Source organism: Microbacterium sp. W4I20 (assembly GCF_030816505.1).
Classification (GTDB): Bacteria; Actinomycetota; Actinomycetes; order Actinomycetales; family Microbacteriaceae; genus Microbacterium.
Genome location: NZ_JAUSYB010000001.1, coordinates 1,966,613 through 1,985,104, shown reverse-complemented (window position 1 = coordinate 1,985,104; position 18,492 = coordinate 1,966,613). Strand labels below are relative to the sequence as shown.

Annotated in this window: 14 protein-coding genes; 12 read left to right on the top strand and 2 right to left on the bottom strand. The window is 69.5% G+C overall.

The window, feature by feature from the left end; genetic code table 11:
• Window positions 1–23: 23 nt before the first annotated feature.
• The 11 genes from QFZ21_RS09645 (at window position 24) to QFZ21_RS09595 (ending at window position 11,460) form a co-directional block, all read left to right on the top strand.
• The gene (locus QFZ21_RS09645; protein WP_307381269.1) at window positions 24–743 is read left to right on the top strand and encodes a hypothetical protein; all 720 of its coding nucleotides are present in this window, start codon (window positions 24–26) and stop codon (window positions 741–743) included.
• An 80-nt stretch (window positions 744–823) separates the two neighbouring features.
• Entirely contained in the window at window positions 824–2,176 is a 1,353-nt protein-coding gene (gene eccD / locus QFZ21_RS09640; protein ID WP_307377196.1) for a type VII secretion integral membrane protein EccD, read from the top strand.
• Between the two features lie 3 nt (window positions 2,177–2,179).
• Entirely contained in the window at window positions 2,180–3,496 is a 1,317-nt protein-coding gene (locus QFZ21_RS09635; protein ID WP_307377193.1) for a type VII secretion protein EccB, read from the top strand.
• Window positions 3,496–4,767, top strand: coding sequence for a S8 family serine peptidase (locus tag QFZ21_RS09630; protein WP_307377191.1), 1,272 nt, complete (start codon window positions 3,496–3,498; stop codon window positions 4,765–4,767). Before QFZ21_RS09635 ends, QFZ21_RS09630 begins: the two co-directional genes overlap by 1 nt.
• A gap of 84 nt (window positions 4,768–4,851) precedes the next feature.
• Entirely contained in the window at window positions 4,852–5,595 is a 744-nt protein-coding gene (locus tag QFZ21_RS09625; protein ID WP_307377188.1) for a YbaB/EbfC family nucleoid-associated protein, read from the top strand.
• A 16-nt stretch (window positions 5,596–5,611) separates the two neighbouring features.
• Window positions 5,612–7,243, top strand: a complete 1,632-nt coding sequence (locus QFZ21_RS09620) for a type VII secretion target (RefSeq protein WP_307377186.1) — start codon at window positions 5,612–5,614, stop codon at window positions 7,241–7,243.
• A gap of 33 nt (window positions 7,244–7,276) precedes the next feature.
• Complete coding sequence (locus tag QFZ21_RS09615; RefSeq protein ID WP_307377183.1) at window positions 7,277–8,092, top strand: hypothetical protein; 816 nt, start codon at window positions 7,277–7,279, stop codon at window positions 8,090–8,092.
• A 2-nt stretch (window positions 8,093–8,094) separates the two neighbouring features.
• Entirely contained in the window at window positions 8,095–8,847 is a 753-nt protein-coding gene (locus tag QFZ21_RS09610; RefSeq protein ID WP_307377181.1) for a hypothetical protein, read from the top strand.
• A gap of 61 nt (window positions 8,848–8,908) precedes the next feature.
• Window positions 8,909–9,679 (top strand): DUF2510 domain-containing protein, encoded by a 771-nt coding sequence (locus tag QFZ21_RS09605; RefSeq protein ID WP_307377178.1) that lies wholly within the window; start codon window positions 8,909–8,911, stop codon window positions 9,677–9,679.
• Between the two features lie 123 nt (window positions 9,680–9,802).
• The gene (locus tag QFZ21_RS09600; RefSeq protein ID WP_307377176.1) at window positions 9,803–10,141 is read left to right on the top strand and encodes a hypothetical protein; all 339 of its coding nucleotides are present in this window, start codon (window positions 9,803–9,805) and stop codon (window positions 10,139–10,141) included.
• An 11-nt stretch (window positions 10,142–10,152) separates the two neighbouring features.
• Window positions 10,153–11,460 carry a hypothetical protein gene (locus QFZ21_RS09595; protein ID WP_307377172.1) on the top strand — a complete coding sequence of 436 codons (1,308 nt, stop codon included), beginning with the start codon at window positions 10,153–10,155 and terminating at the stop codon, window positions 11,458–11,460.
• An 82-nt stretch (window positions 11,461–11,542) separates the two neighbouring features.
• Here the strand turns inward: QFZ21_RS09595 and QFZ21_RS09590 are convergent, their stop codons facing one another.
• Complete coding sequence (locus tag QFZ21_RS09590) at window positions 11,543–13,075, bottom strand: RDD family protein (protein WP_307377169.1); 1,533 nt, start codon at window positions 13,073–13,075, stop codon at window positions 11,543–11,545.
• On the bottom strand, window positions 13,072–14,409 hold the full coding sequence (locus tag QFZ21_RS09585; RefSeq protein ID WP_307377165.1) for a hypothetical protein: 1,338 nt from the start codon (window positions 14,407–14,409) through the stop codon (window positions 13,072–13,074). Before QFZ21_RS09585 ends, QFZ21_RS09590 begins: the two co-directional genes overlap by 4 nt.
• Before the next feature lie 83 nt (window positions 14,410–14,492).
• Between QFZ21_RS09585 and eccCa the strand changes: the two genes are divergently transcribed.
• Window positions 14,493–18,482 (top strand): type VII secretion protein EccCa, encoded by a 3,990-nt coding sequence (eccCa, locus tag QFZ21_RS09580; protein WP_307377163.1) that lies wholly within the window; start codon window positions 14,493–14,495, stop codon window positions 18,480–18,482.
• The last annotated feature ends 10 nt before the right edge of the window (window positions 18,483–18,492 follow it).

Sequence of the window (18,492 nt, the reverse complement as noted above, 5' to 3'; positions counted from 1 at the left end):
AGGACGACCAGGGGGTGTGGGGGCTGATGGAGATCACAGTCGAATTCGCGGGGGAGTATTACTCACCGCAACCGGAGGCGCCGTTCTACGTGGGCCGCCGGGGCGATCTGGAACTGGACGATGACAACCTGTTCCTGCATCGGCACTTCCTCGAGATCTCCCACTCCGACGGTCTGTGGTGGCTGTCCAACATCGGTGCGAGGCTGACGGCGACCGTGACCGACTCCTCGGGCGGGGTCAACGCCTGGCTGGCGCCGGGTGCGCGACTGCCGATCGTCTTCGAGCAGACCGCGGTGGTGTTCACCGCCGGTCCCACGACGTACGAGTTCACGATCCACTCCACGGGCGCCGCGCTCCGGATCGACTCGAGCGGCGGCGCGGACGGCGGGCAGTCCACCATCGGACATGTGCCCCTGACTCTGCGGCAGAAGCTGCTGATCCTCGCGCTCGCCGAGCCCGCACTGAAGCGCGAGGGCACCGGCATCAGCGAGATCCCCAGCTCCGCGCAGGCCGCCGAGCGTCTGGGCTGGACGAGCACACGATTCAACCGCAAGCTCGACAACGTGTGCGAGAAGTTCGACCGCATCGGTGTGCAGGGCATGCGCGGAGGGCAGGGGCGGCTCGCGGTGAACCGCAAGGCTCGACTGGTCGAATACGCCGTCTCGAGCCGGCTCGTGACCAGGAACGATCTGGCGCTGCTGGACGCGCCACCGGCGGATGCGGACGACGACGACGACTCGTAGTCGACGGCCGCACCGCGCCGAGATCCGATGGTCCGCGCGATAGTCTGAACCGCGCGCGTTCACTGAAAGCAGGGGGTCCCATGTCGCCGCAGACGACAGCCGTTGCGTCCTCGCAACTCATCCGGCTCTCCGTGCAGTGGGAGTCCGAGCGGATCGACGTCGGCGTCCCCGGCGGCGTCCCCGTCGCCGAGGTGCTCCCCTCGCTGACGCGACGCCTGCGCATGCTCGACAGCCACTCGGCATCCTCGGGTTTCCGGCTGGTCCACGCTGACGGAGTGCCGCTGGACGGCGACCGCACCCTCGCGGCCCAGGGCGTCCAGGACGGCGACTTCCTCGTGCTCGAGCAGGGGGCGTCCGCTGCCCTCGCCAAGCGCTACGACGACCTCGTCGAGGCCGTCGCCGATGCCGTCGAGAAGAATGCCCCGAGCTGGTCGACGCAGAGCTCCGTGACCACGGCGACCGTGGTCGCATCCGTCCTCCTCCTCCTGGGACTCGTCCCGGCCGTCTGGGCGTGGACGGGCAGCGGAACGATCGTCACGGCGGCGGGAACGGCTGCCGCTGCCATCGTTCTCCTGATCTGCGCACTCGTGATGGCGCGTACCGGCGCTCCGCAACAGGCCACGATGGCCCTCGCCCTGGTCTCGTCGGTGTACGTCGGCGTGGCCGGGTTCACCGTGCTCCCGGATGGTCCCGGCTGGGGAGTGCCGCTCGTCATCGGCGGTGCCGCGATGCTGGTGTTCGGCGTGATCGCCCTGCTCGCACTCAAGCGGCTGCGGGAGTACGGTCTCATCCCCATCGCCGTCGGCGGCATGCTCCTGGTGATCGGCGCCGTCGTCGCCTGGCTCGATGCCCCCGTGGCCGGCACGCTGGCGGCGGCGATGGCGGTCGCCGGCATCGCCGGACTGGGCGCGCCGTGGGTCGCTCTCGCGTCGGTACCGCTGCGCGTCGTGTCCGCGCGCGAGGAGTCCGAGGTCTACGACGCTCCGTCGCACATCTCCCCGGAAGAGGTGGCGAAGCTCTACAGCCGTGCCCATCGGTATCAGGTCGCCCTGCGCATCTCGCTCTGCGTGATCGTGCTGGTGGCGACGGTACCGGTCGTCGCATCGGGGTTCTGGGGATTGCTGCTGTGCACCGTGACGTACATGGGCATGTTCCTCGGGACGCGCCAGGTGTACTCCCGCTTCGACATCGTGGCGGTCGCTGCCGGCGTGCTCTCCGGCGTCGCGCTGAGCATCGTCACAGCCATCCTCACGCACCCCGAATGGATGGGCGGCCTGGTGATCGGGCTCGCTGCCGCCGCCGTCTGCGTCATCGTCGTCGTGCTGCTGAACCCGCGGACGCGACTGCGACTCACCCGCTTCGCCGATTTCGCGGAGTGGGCGACGATCGCGCTGCTGCTTCCCCTGGCCATCATCGCCGGGGGCTGGTTCTGATCCATGGCATCCAAATCCGAGCTGCTGCAGGCGCAGGCCTTCAACCGTCGCCGTCTTCAGCGTGCCTTCGTCAGCGGTGCCCCCGGTGGCCGTGAGCTCGCCCCGGGCAAGCCGCTGCGCGGTGTCGTGGTCAGCGTCGCACTGGGCGTGCTCACCGTCATCGTCTCGCTGCTGATCGGCACGTTCACCGGCAGCCTCCCGAAGGACTGGCGCGACGGCGCGATCATCGTCGTCCAGGGCGAGGGATCGCGGTACGTCGCGCTGGACGGCACGCTCTATCCGGTCAAGAATCTCGCCAGCGCCCGCCTGCTGGTCGGCTCGGCGAAGATCACGTCCGTTCCCGCCGGCAAACTCGACGGCATCAGCCGTGATCCCTCGCCGGTCGGGATCGACGGTGCGCCCGACTACCTTCCCGCACCCGACAGACAGTACGACGACCCGTGGCTCAGCTGCGTCGCCGCCGACTACCCGCTCGAGATATCGACACGACTCCTCGGAGACAGTGTCGGCTCGGACGACCAGGGCGCCCTCGTGAGGGACGACAGCGACCGGTACTGGTTCATCCAGGGAGATCGGCGATACGCCGTCGCCGACGACAACGTGGCGGTCGTGGCCAGCGTCTTCCTGGGGATCGACGACGTGAGTTCGGTCCCGTCCGTCTCGGGGCTGTGGCTCAACCTGGTCTCGCCGGGCTCGCCCCTCGCGGTCGACCTCGGCGGTGAGCTGGGGGAGGATGCCGACACCGCGGGTCTCCTGATCGGCCAGGCCGTGCAGACGCAGTCCGACGGGAAGGTCGTCGCCGAGTACGTCGCAGACGGTGACGGGCGGCTGGTGCCGGCCACAGCCTTCGCCCGCCAGCTCTTCACCGCCTACGTCGGGGTGGAGCCCGCGGTGATGACGGTGGCCGAGGCGACCGACCTGGTCGACGTGAACTCGGATGCCATCCCCGCGGACTGGCCCGAGAGCGTGCCCGCCCCATCGGCGGACGGCTCGACCGCCTGCCTGCAGATGACGCCCGCCGCGGACGGACCCCTGGTGTCGGTGGCGACCGCCCCCGACGACCTCGAACCGGGAACCCGTGTCACCCCCGGTGCCGGAGCGGCGATCACGTCCCGATCGAAGGGCGAGGGGTCGACCTTCGGCTTCGTCTCGGAGGCGGGGGTCTACTTCCCGGTCGAATCGGCGGAGGACATGGCGCTGCTGGGATACGCGGCCGAGGAATCGGTGACCGTGCCGACCGCATGGACTCAGCTGCTCGAGCAGGGACCCACGCTGAGCCGCGCGATCGCGCAGAGCACGGCATCCGGGCAGGCGAACTGATGCGAGCGCGCATCCTGCGCGACGCGGTGGCGGCTCTGGGGCTCGTCGCCGTGCTGGGCACGGCGGGAGCGACCCTGCCCCTCGATGCCCCTGTCGCTGCGGTATCGGGCCCGTCCGTCGATGCCGGCCAGCAGTGCACCCCGGGGGAGCGGGTCTTCGTCTCGGGAGGCAGCTATCTCGTCGACCGGCTCGGCCTCGAGCAGGCGTGGGGGCTCAGTCGCGGCCGAGGGGTCACCGTCGCCGTCGTCGATTCCGGCGTCGAAGCGGGAAACGCGCACCTCCGGGACGCACTGGTGGCGGGTGCGAGCACCTTCGGCGACGGGAGGGCGCGTGCCGACGACGATCTGTTCGGCCACGGCACCGCCGTGGCGGGTCTCATCGCTGCACGGCCGGTCGAAGGCTCGGGAGTCGTGGGAATCGCTCCTGAGGCGAAGATCATGCCGGTGCGGGCCTTCGAATCCGCGCCCGAGGACGGGCAGTCGTCGAACGATGTCGTCGGACCGAGCGCGGGTTCGGTCGCGGCAGGCATCCGGTGGGCCGCCGATCACGGAGCGCAGATCATCAACGTCTCGCTGTCCGACGACAACTCGGCCGGGCTGTACACGGATGCCGTCAACTATGCCCACGCGCGGGGCTCCCTGGTGATCGCGAGCGCGGGAAACCGCAACACCGCGGATTCCAACCGTCCTGACCCCGCGCACTTCTATCCGGGCGAGCTGCCCGGTGCGCTCGCTGTCGCGGGGGTGCTGAAGGACGGCACGTGGAACGCGGATTCCTCGTATGCCGGTGAGCACGTCGACATCGCCGCACCGGGGCAGTCGATGCCGTCGGCGTACATCTCGGGCGGCGACTGCGTCTTCAACGGCGACTCGGCGTCGTCGAGCTACGCCACGGCGGTCGTGTCGGGGGCGGCGGCGCTGGTCGCGGCACGCTACCCGGACGAGTCCCCCGACCAGTGGGCGTTCCGTCTGACCCAGTCGGCGATGCGCGTCGCCCCGGCCGAGCCCAGCGACACGGTCGGATGGGGAGAGGTGCGCCCCGCCGCAGCGCTCGCACTGGTCGACGACGGAACACTTCCGGGCCCGCAGTCCCCGGCGTACGAACCGGTCGAGCCGGAGCCGGACCCGCCTCGGACGATCTCGGTCGCTCCGGACGCGGATCCACTCGACCCGGCCCGGGAGATCGTCGGTTGGGGTGTCGGTGCGGCCGCGACGATCTCGGTCGTCGTGCTGCTGGTCGCACGGGGGCGGGCGCGGCGCGCAGCCGGGTGAGAGGGCCCATGGGCACTTCTCCCCCTATGTTCATCGTGAGGCGCTTCGTAGGATTGCGTCAAAGGTCTGAGAAAGAGGGAGCCCATGGTCAGTTTGGATATGGCGGACGCCAACCGTCTGATGGCAGAGCTGCAGCAGACGGCCGGCGAGCTGCAGCGCGAACTGCGCGCGCTCGCCACGGCGTCGGAGCAGCTGACCGCGGTGACGGTGAAGGACGAGAAGGGGTCCGTGACTCTCACTCTCGCCGCGAACGGCGCTGTCGAGTCGCTCACCCTCGATGAGGACTGGCGCGACGAGATCGGCGAGGAGTCGCTTGGTCTCGCGGTGAGCTCCTGCTACCAGGATGCTCTCGGGCAGCGCGCCGGGCAGTGGATGAAGGCGTACTCCGAGAGCCCCGACCACGAGGGCGGCGCTCCGATGCCCGCGCCGGAGCCGGTCGAGCTGGGCGACCCGAGTTCGACCTGGGGGCTCGAAGGGCGGGAGCAGCTGCGCGAGATGTACGCGGCCGCAGACGCCGAGCAGGCGGACTTCCTCGCTCATCGTGCGCAGCGTGCCCGACAGGCGCGAGATGGCGTGAACTCCTCGAAGACGATCAGCGTCACGCGCGAGGGCGACACCATCACCGCCGTGAAGCTCGACGAGCGATGGGTCAGGAACACCAACGACGGTGTGATCGAGAAGGAGATCGTCCGGGCGTTGAACAACGTCATGGCGATGGCAGCTCGCGAACGCGAGAACAAGTACGAGGGTTTCCCCGCGATCGAGCAGCTGACGAAGATCGCGCACAACCCCCACGAGCTGATGCGCCGCATGGGCGCCATCCGCTGAGGCAGGGAGAACAGCAATGGGACTTGGAGATGTGTTCGGCGATGTCGTCGACGCGGTGAACCCGATCGACGAGATCGTCGACTTCGGCACGAATGTCGCGGAGGGCGACGTCCTCGGCGCATTCGGCAATGTGCTCGATGCCGCCACCCCGCTCGATGAGGTGGTGAGCGCGGGGAGTCATCTCTTCGGCGGTGGCGGTGGTGGTGTCAACGGCTCTGGTGGCATTCAGCCCGCGGCGCCGGGGCCGCTGCCGGACGTGCCGGGCGAGTCGATCCTGCCCGAGCCGTCGCCGCAGCCGTCGCCGTCGACCTTCGGGCCGGAGGGCGAGGTCAACGTTCAGACCGACTACCTCCGCAAGGACGCCGCCAACTGGGACACGGCAGCCAGCTCCTACGGCAATGTCACCTCGGCCGCCGAGGGACTCACCATCGATGCGGCAGCTTTCTCCTTCATCGGCGGGCAGGCCTCGAGCGCGTACAACACGTTCCAGGCGACCATGGCTGCGCTGTTGGGAACCGCACCGGACGCGCACACGGGCTTCGCCGACTCGCTCCGCCTGACCGCGGATGCCTATGACACCACCGACGTCGAGTCGGAGAAGAACCAGACGAAGGACGTCGAGCCGGAGTACACCGAGCCCGGCGGCGGAAGCAGTGGCGGCTCATCCGGTGGCGGTTCGTCCGGCGGCGGATCCGGCGGCGGATCGGTCGGTGGAGGAACCGGCGGCGGGGGAACCGGGTCGGTGGACGACCCGCGAGTGGACGGCTCCCTCGACGGTGAGACGACCGACGACGAGGCGCGTGCGGAGGCCGACGCGAAGGCCGACCAGCTCGATGCGCGCGCAGACGCGCTCGACAAGCAGGCGGACCGCGCCGACGAGCACGCCGACAAGGCGCAGGAGCAGGCCGAAGCGCTCGACAAGCAGATCGACGCACTCGAGGAGAGGGCTGCCGAGCTCGACCGCAGCGCGACCGACGGCGAGCGCCGTGCGACCGAGCTCGACCTGAAGGCCACCCAGCAGGAGGCCGCAGGTGACGAGACCGGTGCTCTGCAGACCCGCACCGAATCCGCCGCGCTTCGCGCCGACGCCTCCGCACAGCGAGCGGAGGCCGCGGAGATCCGCGAGCAGATCGAGAAGCTGGAGGAGAGCCGCGAGGAGGCCGTCGAGGAGATGACGGACGCCAGGGAGGATGCCGCCGAGCTGCGGGACAAGGCCGCCGAGTTGCGCGACAAGGCAGCGGAGCTGCACCACGACGCGGCGGGTGTCGACCACGGCGGAGACCGCGGCGGCCTGGAGGCCACGGGTGAGGTGAACGTCGACGGAGAGATCGACGGCGGAACCGACAGCGGCACCGGCGAGACCGGCGTCGTCACCGACGATCCGACGGGCGAGACCGACGGCGGTACCGGTGAAGTGCCCGACGCCGTCAGCGACGCAGACGGAGACGGGGTGGCGGACGTGCAGCCCGACGGCGACGTGCAGCCCGACGGCGACGTGCAGCCCGACGGCGACGTGCAGCCGACGCCCGAGGGCGAGGGCGACCCCTCGGTCGCCCCGGAGACCGAGCCTCAGGAGCTCCGCCCCGACACAGATATCCCTGCTCAGCCGGTGGCAGCATCGGCATGGCAGACCCGGCTGAACAGCTGATCGTAGAACTCACGACTGGAAGAAGACGTCACCATGGTTAGCATTCCCCGACCTCCACGTCCGCGCCCGAATTCGGGTGGTCCCGACGCGCCGTCCGGCCGCACCTCCCCGCACGGCGGAGGCGACAACGCCGCCGACGTCGATCGCTCGCGGTCGAAGTTCGATGAGTTCGTCGACGGTGCGGGCACGGTCGTCGACATCATCAACGGTGTCCTCGAGCTCGCCAGCCACATCCCGTTGATCGGCGACCTGATCGAGCGGCTCAACGAGCTGATCAGCAAGATGTTCGAGAAGGTGAACGAGGCGATCCAGAAGACGGCGGAGATCTTCGCCTACGTCGGCAGCCCGAACACGCTTCGTCAGACCGGGATCAGCTGGGTGCAGAGCGTCGGCACCCCGGCCACCGTGGCGACCTCGACCGTGGTCCTCACGTCGCTCCCGAGCACCGGTCACTGGACCGGAGCCGCCTACAATGCCTACTCCGCGCGCGTGGAGCTGCAGCAGCCGGCATCCGACAACATCTATGCCAAGTGCACGATGATCGATGAGCAGTTGAACACGTTCGCCGATGCGATCGTCGACTTCTGGGTCGCTTTCTCGATCGCGGCGATCACCACGGCGGTCGGTGTCGGGCTCGGCATCGCAGAGATCGTGTCCGTGTTCGGGGCGCCCGGTGGTGTCGCGACGATCATCGCCGCGGTCGTGTCGTTCATCGCCGACGTGGTGAACCTCGTGAGCATCGTCATGACGGCCAACGAGGCTGCGGCTTCGTTCATGACCGAGGTCACGAACGAACTCGGTTCGGTCAGCGCCTTCCCGGGCGGGGCCTGGCCCCGTCACACGGCGTGAGCATGGGGGATCTCGGAGGACCGGAGGGCCTCGGGGGCGCGAGCGGTCTTGCACTCGACCTCGATTTCGGCGGCCGGAGGCAACGCATTCCGGCCGGGTCGACCTTCGTGATCGGCCGGGGCGCCGATCTGGCGATGGATGACAACCAGTACGTGCACCGGCGCTTTCTCGAACTCGATCAGCGCGAGGGCATCTGGTGGCTGAGCAATGTGGGTTCGCGGCTGACCGCGTCCGTCGCCTCGGCGGGCGGGATGGCGCAGTCCTTGCTCGCCCCGGGGGAATCGACGCCGCTGGTCTTCCCCGCGACGACAGTGATGTTCACCGCGGGGCCGACCACGTACGAGATCGAACTCCTCGCTGAGGCTCCGTTCTACCAGGTGTCGACGCCGTGGACGGCGACGGCGGCCGACGGCGACGTCGCCGGACTCCTGTCACCCGTGCAGAGGATCCTGCTGACTGCCCTGTCGGAGCCGATGCTCCGGTTCGCGGCGGAGGGTTCCGTGCGTCTGCCGGCGATGGACGAGGTCGCCGGCCGGCTGGGCTGGCCCCTGGGAAAGCTCGAGCGCCGTGTCGGCAGTCTCTGCGACAAGTTCGCGCGGCACGGCGTGCGTGGCGTCGAGCGGGATGCCGCGGGAGGGATCCCGGACTCGGTCCGTTCGCGCCTGGTCGAGCATGCCGTGGGGGCGCGCATCGTGACGCCTGACGACCTCGAGCTGCTCGATGCTTTCGTTCCGGAGAGTTCCGCAGTCGTCTGATCCTCCATCGTAGGATGGGTGTTCGCGTGATGCGGACTGAGGCGACGAGGAGGGTGCGCGGATGAGTATGCCGGCTGGGTGGTACGACGACGGTTCAGGGCGTCAGCGCTGGTGGGATGGTGCGCAGTGGACGGATGACTACGCTCCCGTCCAGGGCGCGGGTTCCGCGCAGCCCGCGGCGGAAGCGCCGGCCCCCGCGGCGTCCGCCCCGGTGACCTCGGCCCCTGCCGCGACCTCTCGGCCTTCGCCGGTCCTGGGTTTCGTGGGGCTGGGCCTGGCCGTGCTGGGCACGGTTCTGGCATGCATCCCGGCAGTCTTCGGCCTGGGCATGGTGGTGCTGCTGGCCGGGTTCGTCGTCTCTCTGATCGGACTGTTCAAGAAGAACGCGCCGAAGTGGCCGTCGATCGTCGGCATGATCGTGTCGGTCGTCGGCGGTGTGATCGGAGCCATCGTGCTCGTCGTGTCGCTGGTGGCGAATCTGCCCAGCCCGATCGACACGGCTCCTGCCACGAACGCCCCGCCTTCGACGTCCGCCGAGCCGTCCGACCCGCCCACGGGCGAGAGCGACAGTCGCCCGTCCCCTGAGGAGATCGCCGAGGGGTTCGCCGCGACGATCCGGGCCGGAGGCATCACCACGTACGACGACATGCCGGAGTTCTATCCGTGTGTGGGGCAGTACCTGTATGACTCCGAGCTGTCGGATGACGCTCTTCGCCTCATCATGGCGGGCGGCGATCCGCCCGAGGCCGAGCGGGAGACTGCGGAGAAGGCGATCGGCAACGCGGTGCTCACGTGTGACCCTCAGGCGTCCGACCCCAGTCCTCAGCCGTAGTCTGCTTCGCTCGTTCCATGGGGAGCTCTCCCCATGGAGAACGAGCGACCACCCGAGCTATCATCGTCATGCGCAGCATCGTCGGAGGGGAGCGCAACAATCATGATGATTCCAGACTTCGGGATGGACGAGGATACGGCCCAGACTCAGATCGACCTGGTCCAAGAGGCGTACGACACTCTGGTGAAGTCTCGGGCGACCCTGGAGCACCTGGCCGAAGGGCAGACCACGTCCCTCTGGACCGCTGACGGCAAATCCGTCGATCTCGCCACCGAGCTGAGTACTCGATACCAGTCGGCGATCAAGTGGCTCGATTCGATCCAGCTGGAACTGAACACGGCGTTCGTGAACCTCGACAAGGCCATCCAGGAGACGAATCAGCTCGACGCTGATCAGAAGGCCTCCTACCAGAACCTGCTCCACAAAGCCGTGGGCCGCTCCAACAAGTCGATCGCGGTCTGAGGGGAGACACCATGGGACACAACGTCGAGCGACTCGGCCGGCTGCAGATCAACCGGACCGACTTCAGTGTAGGAATCGTGCGAGGCACGCAGTCCATCCAGCGCGCCGCTGCCACCGAGGCCGTCGACACGGTCGCGACGAGCGTGCAGAAGGCTGCTCGCACCGAGGCCTTCGACGGCAAATTCGGCACGACGGTGGCAGAAGCGCTGATCAAGATCCGCAAGGACCTCGAGCGTTTCGGTGAGTATCAGATCGCGCTCAACAAGGCCATCGGCGAGGCTGATGATGCGCTGCAGTCCACCGCAGCCGGCACGAAGGGCCTCCCGCCGACGGGGCTCTCCACAGAGCAGCAGAACACCCTCGACATGGCGGCGAAGACCGACAGTCCCGTCCAGGTGTCGCCAGGCGTCACCATGACGCCGGCCGCGGCTCAGCAGTACTACGCGGAGCAGGCGGAGCTGGCCCAGGAGGAGGAGGCCCGCAAGCTCGCGGCCGCACTGGATCAGCGCCTCCAGGAGATCATCGACGGGATGCCGAAGACCGACTACGACGAGCCCGAGCCCCCGAAGGAGCCGACGGGGGATGACGGCAACGGCGGTAACCCTCCGATCAACAACCCCGGAGTGAACGGTGGCGGCACCGACGGCGGTGGCGGATCGGGCACTGTCGACGGGAACGGAAACGGGAACGGCAACGGCAACGGTAATGGCGACGACGATGATGATGGCGGCACGATCGTGCGGCCGCCGATCATCTACCACCCGCCGCAGGTCGATCCGCCCTGGATCGAGGAGCCGCCGTTCCCCCGGCCCGAGGAGCCGGAGAAGCCGAACATCGACGGCACCATCGTCGGTGAGGTTCCCGGCGTGGGCACGGGTGGCCCCGGCGGTACCGGCAACTTCCCCGGAGGAACGACAGGCGGTGGCGGCGCCGGATCGGTCAGCGGTGGCCTCGGCGGCGTCGCGGGCGGCGCAGGTCTCGCGGGTGGTGCGGCCCTTGCCAACCGCCTCAGCGGCGGCGCGGGTCTGCTCACCGGAGCCGGCGGCGTGGGCGGCACGGGCGGCATGGGCGGAGCCGGAGCATCCGGTGTCGTCGCCCAGCCGGGTGCCGCGAACGGCGGCCGTGGCGGTGCCATGATGGGTGGCGCTGCGGCCGGTGGCGGTGCGGGCGGACGCGGTGACAAGCGGAACCGTCGTCGCGGACAGGACCTGATGGCGTTCGAGGTCGAGCCCTCCGACGACGAGGCCGCGCCCGACATCGGTGCGGCGGGTGCTGCAGGACGTTCGACGTCCGAGGGGCAGGAAGACACCGGCTGGTAACCCCGGTTCCAGAGACAAGCCGCTCACCCGCCTGCGCGTGAGCGGCTTTCCTGTGCGTCTCGAGCGGAAGTCCGTGCCTCGATCAGGCGGCGACGACGCGGATCACGCATTCGCCGAGCTGCAGCACCGTGCCGGGGATGAGGCCGAATCGCTGATGCGGGGTCATCGGGCCGGAGCGGCCGTCTGCGGTTCGCAGTGAGGAACCGTTCCCGGAACCGAGATCCTCGAACCAGGCCTGTCCGTCGACGATGCCGAAGCGTCCGTGCGTCCGCGAGACGGAGCGGTCCCCGTCGGGGACGGGGATCAGGGCGGCATCCGCGCGTTCCCCGTCGGGCAGGCGAGGAGCACGCCCGATGTATCCGACACCGAGGATGGGCACGGTCGTGCCGTCCTTGAACTGCAGAGCGACGACTGTCGCGGGTGCGGGTGCGGGTGCGGGTGCGGGTGCGGGTGCGGGTGCGGCTGCGGGTGCGGGAGCGGGAGCGGGTGCAGGCTCCGGTACCGAAGCCTGCGCGGGGACCGGCGCCGGTCGCGGGCTCTCCGCGGGCGCGCTCGAGGCAGCAGGAGCCGGGATCTCGGACGGTGCGGCGACCGGCGGCGCGGCTGCCGGTCGGGCCCCGCGGGCGACCACGTGGCGGAACGCGAGCTCGGCATCGCTGTCGAGCACGAGGACATCGCCGGGGGTCAGGAAGCTGGGAACGTGCGGCGAGAGTGCGGTGATGCTGCCATCGACGTGACGCACGGACGCGCCGTTGGCTGAACCGAGGTCCTGCACCCAGAGCTGTCCCTCCTCCACTCCGAACGCGGCGTGCGTACGTGACAACGACCGCGTGCCATCCGGCACCCGTATGAGGATCGCATCGGGGATCGACTCGGGCGCGCGCGGGGCTCGGCCGATGAAGCCCAGGCCCGTCGCCTGGATGACCGTGCCGTCGGAGAGCACGAACACGGGGACGGTCCCGGCCTCGACGTGCGGCGCCACAGGCACAGGCGCCGCAGGCGCAGGAGCAGATGCGAGCGCGGGTGCCTGGGTGATGGGTGCCGGCGCGGGGGTGAGCGGTGTCTGGCTGATGACACCCGGCTCGTCGGCGACGATGCTCGTCGTCGAACCCGCGCCCACCACCCGTGCCTCCAGATCGAGCACGCGTCCGGCGCCGCTCGAGGCCGACTGCCGCGTCTTGCGGACGTCGATCATCCTCGCGCCGGCAAGGCCATCGAGCAGCCCCGACGCGCTGAGCCCCACCGGCAGCAGCACGGGGATGACGTGCGAGAGGCCCAGCACCAGGCTGCGGAAGAACAGCCGGCGCGCGCCGACGCTCACATCCGCGTCGCGCTGGACCGTGCGGATGCCGCAGATCAGGTTTCCCGGTGTCGCGCCGGTGTGGCCCTCCCACACCCAGCCGATCGCCCACAGCTCGATCACCGTGACCGCGACCAGCACGAGCGAGCCGCTCGCGAACCAGACAGCCGCGGCGACGGCCGCGACGATGACCAGGTCGATCAGGTACGCCCCGGCGCGCTGTCCTGCCCCCGCAGGGGCGCCGACCGTCCGTGCCACGCGCGCGGTGGCCGATCTTGTCTGCGATCGCAGTGCTGCGGGAGGGGAGATGGTCATGAGAAGACCTCCACTATCTGTCCGGCGATCCCGGATCCGTACAGCAGCGCTGCCGGAGCCAGGGCGAGCAGGATGCCTTCGACGATGTCGCCGGTGCGCGACCAGCCCAGTGAACGCCAATCGCGAGCGAACGGCACGGTCATGCATCCGACGATGATTCCGGCGAGCACGAACGCCAACGCGACCAGCAATCCGCTGAGCTGGAAAGAGACGACGAGGACAGCAGCCGCGAGCGACGCGATGAGCGTTCCGGTGACCAGGGCAGCGGCGCGGGAGAGCCCGTTGCGCAGTGTCCGGGAGGTGAGCAGGAAGTAGCATCCGGCGCCCAGAGCCCCACCGAGCACGCACCAGGCCTCCACCGTCTGTCCTGTCGCGGTCGGCACCGCGTACAGCGCAGACAGCAGGGCGAGCGCGCAGGCGGCGACGATGCCCGCCTCGGAGCGACGTCGCGCGACGAGATACTGACTGGCGGCTGCATCGGCGTGCACGGGAGACGGAGCGAGCGGTGTCTCGTGGCGCAGACCCTGCGCGTCGCGGATGACGAAGGGAGTGTCGATCAGCTCATGGGCATCGACGTCGAGCGCGGCCGCGCGCATGTAGTGGAAGAGGGGGACGGCACAGGCGATGTGCACGGCCGTCATCGTCGCCGCCGGCACCTCGGCGATGAACGCGGCGGCTTCGACGACCGCGAACACCGACCAGAGCGCGGCGATGACCGCGGTCGTCGCCCGCAGGATCGGCCCCTCCACCTGCGCCTGCGCGTGGCGGACGCAGGCGATGGTGGCGCCCACCACCATGCCGGCCGCGATCATGCCTCCCGGGTCACGGAAGCCCGCGAGTGCGACGGCGCCTGCCGCGCCGCCGAGGAACGGTGCGATGTACGCCACGTAGAGCGTGGAATCGCTGACGGGCTGGGCGAGCATGCTCACGGCCCCCGCCAGCAGCATCACCGCCGACACGATCACGATCATCGGAGTCGGGGTGATCACTGCGCAGAGGACGAGGATCGCGGTGATCAGCAGGAGCAGTGAGAGCAGCAACGGGCTCCGCTGCGAGCGGATGACCGGAGCGGCCTTCCTCGCGCCGGTGCCCGATGGCGAACCGGCATCCGTCTCCGTGCGATCGAACAGCCAGATCACGCCACCATCGCCCGGGGTGACCGACACCGCGCTGTCGAGATCGATCGCCGCGCCGGAGGTGGTCGTGCTGACGTATCTGCGCAGGTCCACACCACCGACGGCGAGGAGCTCGGACACGGTCGAATCGGCGGCGACGACGAGGTCGTGGCGGCCGTTCGCATCGGCGACGGTGAGGCGAATCGTCTTCGCTGACATCCCCCGCCCCTCGAAGTTCTCGCACGATACCGGATCATCTCGGCGTCCTGACACAATAGTAGGCGACTCGAGGAGGGCCAGCCGTGAGCACAACCAGCAATCGCCGTGCACCGAAACCCCCGGCCGGCGGCCAACTCACTCTGCAGCAGGCACCGGAGCTCCCCAAGCCGGAGGGTGCCTCGAACACCCTGATGATGGCGCTGCCGATGGTGGGCAGCCTCGGGTCCGTCGCTGTGCTCTCTCTGACCCAGGGCGGCGACGCGACACGCACCTACATCATGGGCGGGCTGTTCCTGTTCATGGCGCTGTCCATGGTGGGCGGACAGATGTGGCGGCAGAAGGCGCAGCATTCCACCAACGTGGAGAACACGCGTCGGGAGTACCTCGCGTATCTCGCCGAGACCCGAGACGCTGTGCGAGAGGTGGCATCGCGGCAGCGCCGCTACGAGGAGTGGATGCTGCCGGCCCCGGAATCGCTGCCCTTCATCGTCGAAGAGGGCTCCCGAGTCTGGGAGCGACCGGTCGGCGACCCGCAGTTCCTGGTGACGCGGGTGGGAACGGCCACGCAGCCGCTCGTGATGGCGCTCGACGAGGCCCCGATCCCGCCGCTCGCCCAGCTCGACCCGGTCAGTGCCTCTGCGGCGCATCGCTTCGTCCTCACCCATGACCAGGTGCCTGAACTGCCTTTCGGCCTGAACATCGGCACCTGCGCCCGCATCGAACTCGTCGGCGACACCGTGCGCGGGCGTGGGCTGGCCAGGGCGATGATCGCGCAGCTGGTGACGTTCGCGGCCCCCGAGGACCTGCAGGTCGCGGTCATCGCATCCGGCGTGGATCTGCCGTACTGGGAATGGGTCAAGTGGCTGCCGCATGCGCAGTCGGAGAGCAGAACGGATGCCGTCGGCGGCGTTCGCCGGATCGCCTCTTCCTGGGCCGAGATCGAGCCCCTGATCGCCGACATCCGTTCGCGAGGTCCGGTGAGCGGCCGGGGCGGCGGGGCCGTCCCGCACGTCCTGGTGATCACCGACGGCGTCGAGCTGCCTCCGGGGAACCTCCTGAACGAGGAGGGCGGGGTCGACGGCGTGACCGTTCTGGACATTCCTCGCGAGTGGGACCAGCTGACCGATCCGCTCACGATCCGGCTCATCCTCGAGGGAGAGAAGGGAACGGCTCTCACGGTCGCTCGTCGCGGTGTCGGCGCTGTGTCCGCGTCCGCCGACTTCCTCGGTATCGCTTCGGCCGAGGCCGTCGCCCGGCGGCTCACCGGCCTGGGCGAGGCGGCCGAGGACGAGGATGCCGGTGGCGTCCGCACGATCAGCGCGGAGCTGACCGATCTCCTGGCACTGCCTGACGTGCGCGACTTCGATCCGGAGCTGGCGTGGAAGCCGCGCTCCGCCCGGGACCGGCTGCGGGTGCCCATCGGACTCACCTCCACCGGACAGCCGATGCTGCTCGACCTCAAGGAGTCCGCGCAGCAGGGCATGGGTCCGCACGGCATGCTGATCGGCGCCACCGGTTCGGGCAAGTCCGAGGTGCTGCGCACCCTGGTGCTGTCGCTCGCGATGAGCCACTCGTCCGAGGCGTTGAACTTCGTCCTCATCGACTTCAAGGGTGGTGCGACGTTCGCGGGCATGGCCGACATGCCGCATGTGTCCGCTGTCATCACGAACCTCGGCGACGACCTCACCCTCGTCGACAGGATGCAGGATGCCATCCAGGGCGAGATGACGCGTCGCCAGGAGCTGCTCCGCGACGCCGGCAACTTCGCGAACGTGACCGACTACGAGACCGCGCGCAAGGGCGGTCGCACCGATCTCAAGCCGTTGCCCGCGCTGCTGATCGTCGCCGACGAGTTCTCCGAGCTGCTCGCGGCGAAGCCGGACTTCACCGAGCTGTTCGTCGCGATCGGGCGCCTCGGCCGTTCGCTGCATGTGCACCTGCTGCTGTCGACCCAGCGACTCGAGGAGGGCAAGCTGCGGGGGCTCGACTCCCACCTGTCCTATCGCATCGGTCTGAAGACCTTCTCCGGCGCCGACTCGCGTGCGGTCATCGGCGTCCCCGATGCGTTCACGCTTCCCGGTGGCGGCGGCCACGGCATCCTGAAGTCGGATGCCGAGACGCTCACCCAGTTCCGCGCCGCCTACGTCTCCGCACCACCGAAGACGCGACGGCGGAAGCCGGGGGCGACGCCCGAGGCGCCGGGGAGTGAACTCCCTATCCGCGCGATCGAGGCGCGATCCTTCACCGCAGCTCCCGTGCTCGTGCAGGAGAACTCCGAGGAGCAGGCGCCCGTTCTGGGTTCGGGGGGCGGGGAGGCTCCCGAGAAGCGCGTCACGTTCGACATCGCCGTGTCACTGATGAAGGGGCGGAGCATGCCGGCCCACCAGGTGTGGCTCCCTCCGCTCGATGTGCCCGCCACGTTCGACGAGCTGCTCGGCGACCTGGTCGAGGATCCGCAGCTGGGTCTGATCTCGCCGCGCTGGCGCACGCAGGGGCCGCTGACGATCCCGCTCGGCATCGTCGACCGTCCGCTCGAGCAGCGTCGCGACAGCCTGGTGATGAGCCTGACGGGCGCGGGAGGCCACCTCGCCATCGTCGGCGGGGCGCGCAGCGGAAAGAGCACGCTGGCGCGCAGCGTGGTCACCGGCATCGCCCTGACCCATACGCCTCAGGAGGTGCAGTTCTACGTCATGGACTTCGGCGGCGGTACCTTCGTGCCGTTCGGGAAGATGGCGCACGTCGCGGGGGTCGCGGGCCGGAACCAGCCCGACGTCCTTCGCCGCATGTTCCAGGAGGTCGTCGGCATCGTCAACGCCCGGGAACGCTACTTCACGGCGAACTCCATCGACTCCATCGAGACATACCGGCGCCTGCGCGCCCAGGGGCGGGCGGATGACGGGTACGGCGATGTCTTCCTGGTCATCGACGGCTGGCCCACGATCCGCGCCGAGTTCGACGAGATGGAGTTCGGGATCCAGGCGCTCGCCGGCCGGGCCCTGACGTTCGGCGTGCACCTGATCGTGACGACGACGCGCTGGATGGACTTCCGCACCGCGATCCGCGACACCTTCGGCTCGAAGCTCGAGCTGCGCCTCGGCGACACGACCGACTCGGAGATCGACCGCAAGGTGGCCGTCAACGTGCCGCTCGGTCGGCCGGGCCGCGGTCTCGCACCCTCGAAGCACCACATGCTCACGGCATTGCCGCGCGTGGACGGGTCCGGCGACCCCGACACGCTCGGCGAGGGCGTCGAGCACCTGATCGAGCGGGTGAACGCGGCGTGGAAGGGTCCGCGCGGCCCGAAGCTTCGTCTGCTGCCCGAGATGCTCGAGCTGCCCCGGTTGCAGCAGCTCGCTGCCGGCACGCCGCTCGAGGGCCAGGTCCTGCTGGGCGTCGACGAGGCGGAGCTCGCTCCCACGGCGTTCGACGTGCGTCGCAACCCGCACGTGTACGTGTTCGGAGACAGCCAGTCCGGCAAGTCGAGCTTCCTGCGCTCGTTCGCACGCGAGGTCATGCGGACGACTTCTCCGAAGACGGCGCAGATCTTCGTGGTCGATTACCGGCGGGCGCTGCTCTCGGAGATCCCGGACGAGTATCTCGCCGGCTACTTCACCACCGCGCAGCAGGCATCGGAGGAGTTGGGCGGCCTCGCACAGTACCTGCGCGGCCGGCTCCCCGGGCCCGACGTGACGCCGCAGCAGCTCCGCGATCGCTCCTGGTGGTCGGGTGCGGAGGTCTACGTGCTGGTTGACGACTACGATCTCGTGAACACACAGTCGGGCAACCCGATCGCCGTGCTCCAGCCGCTGCTCGCGCAGGCGACCGATGTCGGCCTGCACCTCGTGCTCGCACGTCGTTCGGGTGGGGCCTCGCGTGCGACGTTCGAACCGGTGATGCAGACGCTGCGCGATCTGGCGGCTCCCGGCATCCTGTTGTCGGGCAGCCCCGACGAGGGCCCGCTGATCGGCAACGTCAAGGCGACGCCGGCTGTACCGGGGCGGGCGAAGCTGATCACGCGTGAGCACGGGGTGCAGACGTTGCAGCTCGCCTACGCGCCGTCCTCTCATCTCTAGCCTTCCGGGT

Bases quoted from the DNA above. Each gene is read 5' to 3' on its own strand.
- QFZ21_RS09590 (WP_307377169.1), bottom strand. From the start codon at position 13,075: ATGACCATCTCCCCTCCCGCAGCACTGCGATCGCAGACAAGATCGGCC.
- eccD (WP_307377196.1), top strand. From the start codon at position 824: ATGTCGCCGCAGACGACAGCCGTTGCGTCCTCGCAACTCATCCGGCTC.
- QFZ21_RS09625 (WP_307377188.1), top strand. From the start codon at position 4,852: ATGGTCAGTTTGGATATGGCGGACGCCAACCGTCTGATGGCAGAGCTG.
- QFZ21_RS09635 (WP_307377193.1), top strand. From the start codon at position 2,180: ATGGCATCCAAATCCGAGCTGCTGCAGGCGCAGGCCTTCAACCGTCGC.
- QFZ21_RS09630 (WP_307377191.1), top strand. From the start codon at position 3,496: ATGCGAGCGCGCATCCTGCGCGACGCGGTGGCGGCTCTGGGGCTCGTC.
- QFZ21_RS09615 (WP_307377183.1), top strand. From the start codon at position 7,277: ATGGTTAGCATTCCCCGACCTCCACGTCCGCGCCCGAATTCGGGTGGT.
- QFZ21_RS09595 (WP_307377172.1), top strand. From the start codon at position 10,153: ATGGGACACAACGTCGAGCGACTCGGCCGGCTGCAGATCAACCGGACC.
- QFZ21_RS09600 (WP_307377176.1), top strand. From the start codon at position 9,803: ATGGACGAGGATACGGCCCAGACTCAGATCGACCTGGTCCAAGAGGCG.
- QFZ21_RS09585 (WP_307377165.1), bottom strand. From the start codon at position 14,409: ATGTCAGCGAAGACGATTCGCCTCACCGTCGCCGATGCGAACGGCCGC.
- QFZ21_RS09605 (WP_307377178.1), top strand. From the start codon at position 8,909: ATGAGTATGCCGGCTGGGTGGTACGACGACGGTTCAGGGCGTCAGCGC.
- QFZ21_RS09610 (WP_307377181.1), top strand. From the start codon at position 8,095: ATGGGGGATCTCGGAGGACCGGAGGGCCTCGGGGGCGCGAGCGGTCTT.
- QFZ21_RS09620 (WP_307377186.1), top strand. From the start codon at position 5,612: ATGGGACTTGGAGATGTGTTCGGCGATGTCGTCGACGCGGTGAACCCG.